Here is an 8,437-nt window from a genome sequence, read left to right as displayed (position 1 = left end):
CACGTCCACGTCCCGCAGTTCGGGCAGGTCGTGGACGCGCAGTCCGGCCGCGACCAGCCTGGCACGCTGGGCGCGTCCCGTGGTGGGGGTGGACATGGGGACGCCGCGCAGCAGGCCGGGGTCGGGGGCGGCCAGGCCGAGCGCCCAGAACCCCCCGTCCGCCGCGGGGCCGAAGAAGGCGTCGCGCTCGCGCCAGGCGTGCGGTGCCGTCGCGGGCGCCAGAAGCGCGGGGGTCAGTTGCGGGGTGTCCATGCCGACGAGCAGCGCGGGTCCGTCGCACAGGGCGAAGGCGGCGGCCAGCCGCTCGTCGAGCCCGCCGCCGCGCTGCGGCACGATTTCGAGCCGCCCGCCGCCCTCCTCGGGCTCCGGCAGCCAGGGTCCCGGCTGTCCGTCCAGGACGAGGACGCGGCGCCGGGCGGGCGCCGCCAGCACGGCCCGCAGCGTGTCGGTGAGCGCGACGGAGGCCAGCGCCGCCGCACCGTGCGGGGTGAAGACCGGACCGAGCCGCGTCTTGGCCCGCCCCGGGCGCGGTTCCTTGGCGATGACCAGCAGCGTGGTGGGCGCCCTCATCACCGGACCTCACGATGTGCGGGCCGGGCGCCTCCGGCCTGCCGCGCGGGAGCGCGCGGTCCGGGGGTGGCCGGGGCGGACGGAGGCAGGGTCCGGCGCGTCATACGGTCTTCTCCCTCCTCCGCAGGGCCGGTCCCCCCTCGCGGCGTCGCCGGGGCGGAGCGCCGGGGCGTGGGCGGCCGGCTCCGGCCGGTCTCAGAAGCTGTCCGGAAGCCATGGCGTGGGTCCTGCGGCCAGCGCGTCGAGCAGGGCGAGGTCGCGTGCGTGCCCTTCGGCGCGGCCCAGCCGTGCGGCGTGCCGCAGCGTCAGGGCTCCCGCGTACCAGGCGGCCAGCGTCCCCGCGGGCAGCCGCACGGTGCGCGACGAGGGGCGGACCGGCAGGTAACCGCCGCGCTGGGCGTGCAGCAGTCCCTCCTCGAACGTCAGGGCGTAGTCGGCGCTCTTGCCCTCGGGAGAGACGACCTCCAAGACGACGCCCCCGCTCGGGTGCGGGTCCCAGCCGCGGGCTTCGAGTGCGCGCCGTACGTCGAGCAGCGTCAGCACCCACGGGTAGCGGCCCTCCTCGACCACCGCGTACTGGTCGAGCGCCCACTGCAGGGGGCTGGGGCGTGGCAGGACGGAGCGGCGGAATCGGATCTCGCGTACCTGGGGGGAGCGGGCTCCGACCGCCGCCAGCAGGGCGGGCAGCGCGTCCAGGCCTTCGTGCCAGAAGTCGTGCACGACGGCGGTGACGCCCCAGGGAGTGCACGGTTCGACGGTGACGGTCGCGTACCCGGCGAGGGTGTCGTCGCGCATGACGCCGAGCGTCAGCGCCCCCTCGGTGACACGCCGCTTCCAGCCGTGCCACCAGGCGGGGCGGCGGACGGGGCCGTTCCAGCCGGCGGCGAGCCGGTCGCGCAGGCGGGTGCAGGCGGCCTCGTCGGGTACGGCGATCTCGAAGCCGCCGGGCCCGGGGGGCAGTTCGGCCGGGTGCAGCACGTACTGCGAGGCGACGGCGGCCGACTCCCAGCCCCAGCGGCGGTAGACGCCGGGCGCGGGGGTCCAGGCGGCGGCGAGGTGCGCCCCGTGTTCGTGGCGGAGCCGGTCGGCGCCCTCTTCGGTGAGGCGGCGGGCGAGTCCGGCGCCGCGTTCCCACGGGGCGACGGCCAGCCAGGCGACGCCGCCGGAGGGCACGGGGCGTCCGCCGAAGTGCTGGGCGAACGGCAGGAAGAGCCCGCCGCCGAGCACCTGCGTTCCGCGCACCGCGACCATGCCGGTGCCGTGGGCGAGCAGGGTGGGGTGGTCGTAGGGCGTCTTGCCGAAGGCGTGCCGGGCCAGTGCGAGGTAGCCCTCGGTCTCGGTGTCGTCCGCGGCCTGGCCCACGCGGGTCTCCATCAGGGCGCCTCCGTGGTGAAGTACCCGGCGACGGTGTCGCACACGTGCCCGATCTCGGCGGCGTCGAGGTCCGGCCGGATGGGCAGGCACAGGGTCTGCCGGGACAGCTCCTCGGCGACCGGGCAGGCGTGGCGCCGGGCGGCGGGCCCGTCGAGCGCCGGCTGGTGCGGCAGGGGCACGGGGTAGCGGACGACGGCGTCCACGCCGCAGGCGGTCAGGTGGTCGAGGAGTCCGTCGCGCACTGCTTCCGTCTCGGTGCGCACCTGGAAGAGGTGGTAGACGTGTGCGCCCTCCTCCCCCGGCTGCTGGAAGCGCAGCGGGAAGGGGGCGAGCCGTGCGCGGTAGGTCGCGGCGTGGGCGGCGCGGCGGGCGTTCCAGGCGTCCAGCCGGTCGAGTTTGTGCAGCAGTACCAGCGCCTGGAGAGTGTCGAGGCGGGAGTTGTAGCCCAGGACGCGGTGCTCGTTCTGGCGTGGCTGCCCGAAGTGCCGCAGCAGGCGCAGCCGTTCGGCGAGCTCGTCGTCCTGGACGCTGACGGCCCCGGCGTCCCCGGCGGCGGCCAGGTTCTTGGAGGGGGCGAAGCTCCAGCAGCCGGCCGCCGAGGCCGTGCCGACGCGGACGCCGTGGCTGCGCGCCCCGATGGCCTGTGCGCAGTCCTCGACGAGAGCGACCCCGGCGTCGCGGCAGAGGCGCGCGGCGCGCGGCACGTCGGCCGCTGCGCCGAACATGTGGACGAGGATCACGGCGCGGGTGCGTTCGGTGAGCGCCTCGGGCAGCCGGTCCAGATCCATCAGGAAGTCGTCGTCGCGGCAGTCCACGTACACGGGTGTCGCGCCGCGCCTGGCGATGGCCTGGGCCGTGGCGTGGAAGGAGTTGGCCACGGTGACGACCTCGTCGCCGGGCCCGACGCCGAGCGCGTCCAGGGTGAGGATCAGCGCGTCCGTCCCGGAGTTGACGCCGACGGTGTGCGCGGCTCCCAGGTATCCGGCCAGCCGCCGCTCGAACTCGGCCACCTCCTCCCCCAGCACGTAGCCGCCGCGCAGCAGCAGCTCCTCGATCCGCTCCAGCAACTCCTTCTCCCCGCCCTCGAACTGGGCGGGGTAGCGGTACTTGGGGACGTGGCGGTACGCGCGGGCGTGCCGGTGCTCGGGATGGCGGAAACCCATCGCTCAGTGCTCTTCCGCTATCCGGCCGTCGCCGCGCCCGTAGTCGTCCTCCAGACGCACGTTGTCCGAGCCGTCGTCATAGGTGGACACCTCCACCAGCACGATGTCGGTGACGCCCTCCACCCGGTGCACGGCGCCCGGATCCACGTGGGCGAGCGTCCCGGCGGGCATGGGCAGCCGCAGCGTCTCGCCGTCACGGGACTCCCGGTAGTGCATCACCGCCTCGCCCTCCAGGATGAAGTAGCTCTCCCGCTTGTGCTCGTGGTACTGGAGGGAGGTGCGGTGCCCTGCCCTGATCCGGATGAACTTGAAGCCGTAGGGACCGTCCGCCTCCTCCTCGTGCAGCCAGCGCTCCTGACCCCACAGCTTGACGACCTTCTTGGTGTCGGCGAACTCGATGACTCTCACGCCGGGCGCCACCTGGCGGGGCGTGCGGGAGGGGTGCGCTTCGGTGTCGTCCGCCGGCTCGCTGATGGCGGTGAAGTGGGCGTCGGTCGCGGGGCTGCCCATGGGCGGTCCTTCCGTGGCGGTTTTCCGGGCTGGTTTTCCGGGCCGGTTTCCGGGGTGGCCAGGTGGCGGTTTTCCGGGTGGCTAGCGTGCGGAGATGTGCAGGGGCGCCTGGCGCCCGTGGTCGTGGACGACGGGGAAGAAGACCTCGGGCGGCCAGGTGAGCAGGTGCCAGACGGCGCCCGCGACCGAGCGGTTGTACGGCCAGGCGGCGGGTTCCGTCATGCCCCAGCGTGTGAAGGCGGTCAGCAGTACGGGGTCGGCCGGCACCCACGCGCCCTCGATGTCGAACTCCACCCAGTGGTGCAGGGTGGTGAACGGCGGCGCCACCAGCAGCCCGGCCCCGTGCCTGGCCCGGATACCGCGCCGCTCGGCCTCCCGCAGCAGCAGCCGGGTGGGGATGAGGCAGTTGGCCAGCCGGGTGGCGCGCGAGAAGCCCTCGTCCTCGATGACGCCGTCGGGCAGCACGTACAGCTCCCAGTCGGCGACGAGGGACAGCAGCGCGGAGCGGTCCGCGTCGAACACGTGCGTGTCGGAGGGCAGCCGCGCCCCTACGGTGAACACTCCGGGCGAGGTCTCACGCAGACTGCCGGGCTCGCCGTGGCGCTCCAGCCCCGGCACCGGCGTGAACGCGCAGGCGCCCTCGTGTCCGGGGCCGGCGCACTCGGCACGCAGTTCCAGCTCGTGCCGGTGCGGCTCGCCCTGCCGCGCGGCGGCGTCCATGGCCAGCGCCTTGCGCGTGAGGGCCTGGAAGTAGGGCGAGGGCAGCCGCAGGTAGGTGCTGATGTTGTGCAGGTCGGTGCGCTCGAAGCGCCGTTCGCCGCCCTCGCCGCGGTGCGGGAGCCCGTGGTCGAGGAGGGCTTCGAGGAGGTCGGGGCCGATGGCCCAGGTCCCCTCGGCGAAGGCGGCGTCCTTGGCGAAGGTGCGGTGCGCGTCCGGAACCCGCAGGATCCGGTCGACGGCCTGCCTGAGCGTCTCGGGCGCGAACACGTCGGCCGCGGGCGCGCTCACCGCCGCGCCCCGGCGGCCCCGGCGGCCCCGGCCGCGCCCGGGGCGTGCGCTGCTCCGGCGGCCCGCGGCACCGCGGCCACGGCGCGCAGCGCGGCCTCGATGCGTGCGCCGACCGCCTCGCGCAGCACGGTCTCCAGCGCCGGTCTGCCCCGGCGCGCGAGGGCCCGGGCGGCCTCGTCACGGATCCGCAGCCCCTCCGGGGTCCCGAAGACGTAGTGCCCCGCGATGACGGCGCGCTCGACGTCCGTGGCCTCGGTCGCCTCCAGCATCCACTTGCGCCACTTGCCGCTGTCGTGGGCGAGCCGCAGGAAGTCCTCCTTCGCCCCGCCCAGTTCCATTTCGTCCAGGACGCGCAGCAGGGCGCGGGTCTCCGTGACGCCGTACTCGGGCGCGACGTTGAACGCGTCCACGCCCGCGCGCAGCAACGAGGCGGTCTCCTCGGTGGTGAGGTAGTCGCAGTTGTGCGCCTTGAGCCGCACGCCCTCCTGGTGACAGATGGCGGCCAGTGTGGAGACCTGACGCAGCGTCTCGGCGCGCGCGTGCGGGTCGTGGAAGCGCCCCACGTTGCGCAGTTCGGCGACCTTCGTGCCGGTCTGCGCCACGACGTAGCGGGGCCTGGGCGCGCCCGCCGCCTCCACACCCTCCAGGACGAGGCGGAGAGCCGCCTTGAACTCGTCGGGGTCGTTGGTGGAGACGTCCTGCGGCTCGAAGCCGATCTCGTACGCCACCTGCCTGCCGCGCGCGGTGGCCTCCGCGTGGCACCGCGCGTACAGCTCCACCAGCCGGGCGGCTGCCGTCCGCGCGGAGACGGGCCCCGTGCCGGGCCGCCCCTCCGAGGTGTCGATGTGCAGGAGCCCGAACCCGGCGTCCAGGTCGGCGGTGAAGGAGCGGACGCAGGAGTCGAGCGCCTCGTCCGGGTCGGCCAGCCGCGCCTCGGCCGTGTGCATCCAGGGGCCGCCGTGGTCCCGGCACAGCATCGTCAGCCCTTGCGGGTCGCGGGCGCGCACGTACGCGGCGAACTCCTCGGTCGTCCAGCCCAGGTAGCCGCCGCCGAACTCGGCCGCGTCCACCTGGCGGCGGCTGGGGATGAGCATGAGCGGCGTGCGGGTGCGCCGGGCGACGGCGAGCGCCGCGTCGACGGTCGTGCGAGAGACCGGGCCGATGCCGACCACTGGTTCCATGGATGTCTTCCCCTGTTCGTGGGGGCCCTGCTCGCGGGGGCCGGAGTTCTGTGACGATGCGCTGCGCGCGGCCGGCCGGGGCGATGCGCCTCGCGCGGCCGGCGGGGACCGTGCGCGGCGCGCGGCCGGCAGGGACCGTGGGCGGCGTGCGAGGCCGGTCAGCCGGAGCGGAAGGCGCTCAGGTCGCCGATGCGGGAGTCGGGTGGCCAGGTGCACCAGGGGAACGCCTCGTAGGCCGTGGCCCCCGCGCCCTCGGCGTCGAACCAGTCGGCGGCGCGCGCGTGGTGCAGGTGCACCATGCGGTCGTGGTGGCGGTCGAGCCCGCCGTGCAGGTCGGCCCGCCAGGCGAAGTCGTTGTCCGCGCCGCCCCATCCGGCGGTGAACCGCTCGTCGTAGCCGCCGATCCGGGTGAAGAGGCTCTCCCGCAGCCACACGCAGGCGCCCGGCGTACGGCGCAGGAAGACGCCCCGCAGCGCGTCCCTGTCCACGGTGGCCCTGCCCTGGGAACACCGCTCGGTGACGGCCTGGTGGCTGGAGGCCTCATCCAGGTACAGCAGGTCCGAAAACGGCCAGTGCGCCTGGGTGCCGGGCTCCCGGAACCGTTCGACGGCACGCTCGACGAAACCGCGGTCGACGAGGATGTCCGCCTCCAGCACACAGACGAGCTCGGCGGGGCGGGCCCCGTGCACGACGCCCGCGTTCAGCGTCCAGGAGTAGTTGAACGGTCCGGGGTTCTCAGCGAAGAGGTAGGTGTCGCACCAGGGCGCGTACACGCTCTCCCAGCGGGGCTCGCTGTCCGCCTCCACCACGACGACGCGGTAGCGGTCGCGGGGGTGGCTCTGGTCGTTGAGCGCGTGCAGCACGGCCGCCAGGTTGCGGGTGCGGTCGCTGTCGCCGCCGCGCTCCCGGAACGGGATGACGACGGCCACGTCGACCGGTCCGCGGGGGGCGGCCGGTGGCCGGGAAGTGCGCAGGATCTCGCGGGCTTCGGGGGTGGCGAGGCGCTCGGGCCGCTCACTCCCGGTCTGCATACGCAGCCGCGAGCGGCACTCGGCGTCCCAGACCAGTTCCGCGAGGCGGGCGACCTCGGGCGCGTCCCCGCGGCCCCGGAACCGGCCGGCCAGTACGGCGGTCAGCCGCCGGCAGGCGGTGATGTCAGCTGGGTCCCTGCCGACCGTACGGGCCGGCTCGCGCAGGTCCTCGCCGGGCAGGGCGAGAACTGCGTCGGCGACCGCCTGGTGCGCCTCGCGCGACCATACCCAGAAGCCGGGGGCCGCCGACTGGGCGAACGGGTCGGCGACGAGGGCGACGCTGCTGACCGCGGCGTCCGCGAGGGCGGCGGGGTCCTGGTGCCTCCAGCTCATCTGGCGGTCCTCTCGGCAGGGGCTGGGCTCATCGTGGGCCCGGCCCGGCAACCGCTGACAGCCCCGGATGGCCGCCCGCATCGAGCTGTGCGGATGGGGGTAGCCGTTCGGCTAGGGTGTTTTTCCCGCGGCTCTCACTCCGGTAAGGGGACGCCGCTGTTGGCGGTGTGGGGACTGCGGCCGGGATGTGGCTTGTGGGGGCGCCTCCCGGCCGGAGGCTGGGGGACTGCGGCCGGGAGGCGCCCCCAGAGGGAGCCGTGCCCCGCACCTCTGCGGAGCGCGACCACGTCTCCTGCGCTCCGCTGGGGCAGCCCCCGGCCCCGCCGCTCCCCACCGGATCGGCCGGTGGCGTGTCCGCGGCTCCGGACCTGTCAGTCGATGAGGCCGAGTTTGATGGCGGTGACGACCGCCGCCGTGCGGTTGGCGGCGCCGAGCTTCAGCAGAACACTGCTCACCAGGCGCTTGACGCCGTGCTCCGAGATCCGCAGGCGGCGGGCGATCTGCTTGTTGCTCAGGCCCGCGACGAGCTGGTCGAGCACCTGGTGTTCGCGCGCGGTCAGCCGCACGGTGCGCGCGGGCAGCAGGTGCGCCGACTCGCCCGCGTGGCTCAGCAGGCGGCGCCCCAGGCGCAGCGGCATCGGCATCTCGTCGGCGGCGAGCTGCCGCAGCGCACGGTCGAGTGCCGCGGCGGTCAACTCCTCGCGCAGCAGGTAGCCGTCGGCGGGAAGGCGGGCGAGTGCGCCGTGGGACTCGGCGTCGGCGGGGTCCAGGACGACGAGGGTGCGTAGCCCCGGGTGGGTGTGGCGCAGCCGCCCCGCAGCGGTGTGTCCCGAGTTGGAGCTGGAGAGGATGAGCACGTGGAACCTGTGCTCGGCCAGCGCCCGGTCGAGCGCCTCGGTATGGCCGAACTCCTCGGCGCGCTCGACACATCCGAGGCCGGGGAGCATCGCCTGGAGCCCCAGGCGGAGGAGTTCGGCTTCGACGTGTACGGCGACGGCCAGTCGGGCCTCGGTGCGCTCGTCGGTGCCCGGCGTTGCCTGCGTCTCGGTCATGCGGCTCACCCAATCCCCGTGTAGGCCCACCTCCGCCGTCGCGGGAGTGGTCCGGCGCTGCTTGCCGCGAGTGATGATCTCGCAGACTCCCGCCCCAGGGAAGCGAGTTGACGGAGTGAGGGCCGAGGCCCGAGGGGGCTGCGCGTCGTGGGAGAAGGGCCCGCGTAGCACCCCGACGATCGCCCCATCGCCCCTCTCCTGGCCCGCTTCTGGCC

General features: G+C 74.8%; 8 protein-coding genes. All 8 read right to left on the bottom strand.

What is annotated here, in order from left to right; all coding sequences use genetic code 11:
* Positions 1-570, bottom strand: a 570-nt coding sequence (locus AB8Z75_RS27385) for a DUF2064 domain-containing protein (protein ID WP_369206551.1), incomplete at its 3' end; no start/stop codon positions are given.
* 195 nt (positions 571-765) lie between these two features.
* Complete coding sequence (eis, locus tag AB8Z75_RS27380; protein WP_369206549.1) at positions 766-1,944, bottom strand: enhanced intracellular survival protein Eis; 1,179 nt, start codon at positions 1,942-1,944, stop codon at positions 766-768.
* Positions 1,944-3,107, bottom strand: coding sequence for a DegT/DnrJ/EryC1/StrS family aminotransferase (locus AB8Z75_RS27375; protein ID WP_369206547.1), 1,164 nt, complete (start codon positions 3,105-3,107; stop codon positions 1,944-1,946). Before AB8Z75_RS27375 ends, eis begins: the two co-directional genes overlap by 1 nt.
* A gap of 3 nt (positions 3,108-3,110) precedes the next feature.
* On the bottom strand, positions 3,111-3,617 hold the full coding sequence (locus AB8Z75_RS27370) for a cupin domain-containing protein (protein WP_369206545.1): 507 nt from the start codon (positions 3,615-3,617) through the stop codon (positions 3,111-3,113).
* Between the two features lie 81 nt (positions 3,618-3,698).
* On the bottom strand, positions 3,699-4,625 hold the full coding sequence (locus tag AB8Z75_RS27365; RefSeq protein WP_369206543.1) for a hypothetical protein: 927 nt from the start codon (positions 4,623-4,625) through the stop codon (positions 3,699-3,701).
* Positions 4,622-5,806 (bottom strand): class II D-tagatose-bisphosphate aldolase, non-catalytic subunit, encoded by a 1,185-nt coding sequence (locus AB8Z75_RS27360; protein WP_369206541.1) that lies wholly within the window; start codon positions 5,804-5,806, stop codon positions 4,622-4,624. The genes AB8Z75_RS27365 and AB8Z75_RS27360 overlap by 4 nt, the downstream gene beginning before the upstream one ends.
* Positions 5,807-5,964: 158 nt before the next feature.
* On the bottom strand, positions 5,965-7,170 hold the full coding sequence (locus tag AB8Z75_RS27355; RefSeq protein ID WP_369206539.1) for a glycosyltransferase family 2 protein: 1,206 nt from the start codon (positions 7,168-7,170) through the stop codon (positions 5,965-5,967).
* Between the two features lie 371 nt (positions 7,171-7,541).
* A complete protein-coding gene (locus tag AB8Z75_RS27350) occupies positions 7,542-8,222 on the bottom strand; it encodes a LuxR C-terminal-related transcriptional regulator (RefSeq protein ID WP_369206537.1) in 681 nt (226 codons plus the stop codon).
* Positions 8,223-8,437 lie beyond the last annotated feature (215 nt).

The organism is Streptomyces sp. PU-14G (genome assembly GCF_041028275.1).
Lineage (GTDB): Bacteria > Actinomycetota > Actinomycetes > Streptomycetales > Streptomycetaceae > Streptomyces.
Note: the sequence above shows the minus strand (reverse complement) of the source record. Positions and strands in the feature narration are given on the sequence as shown.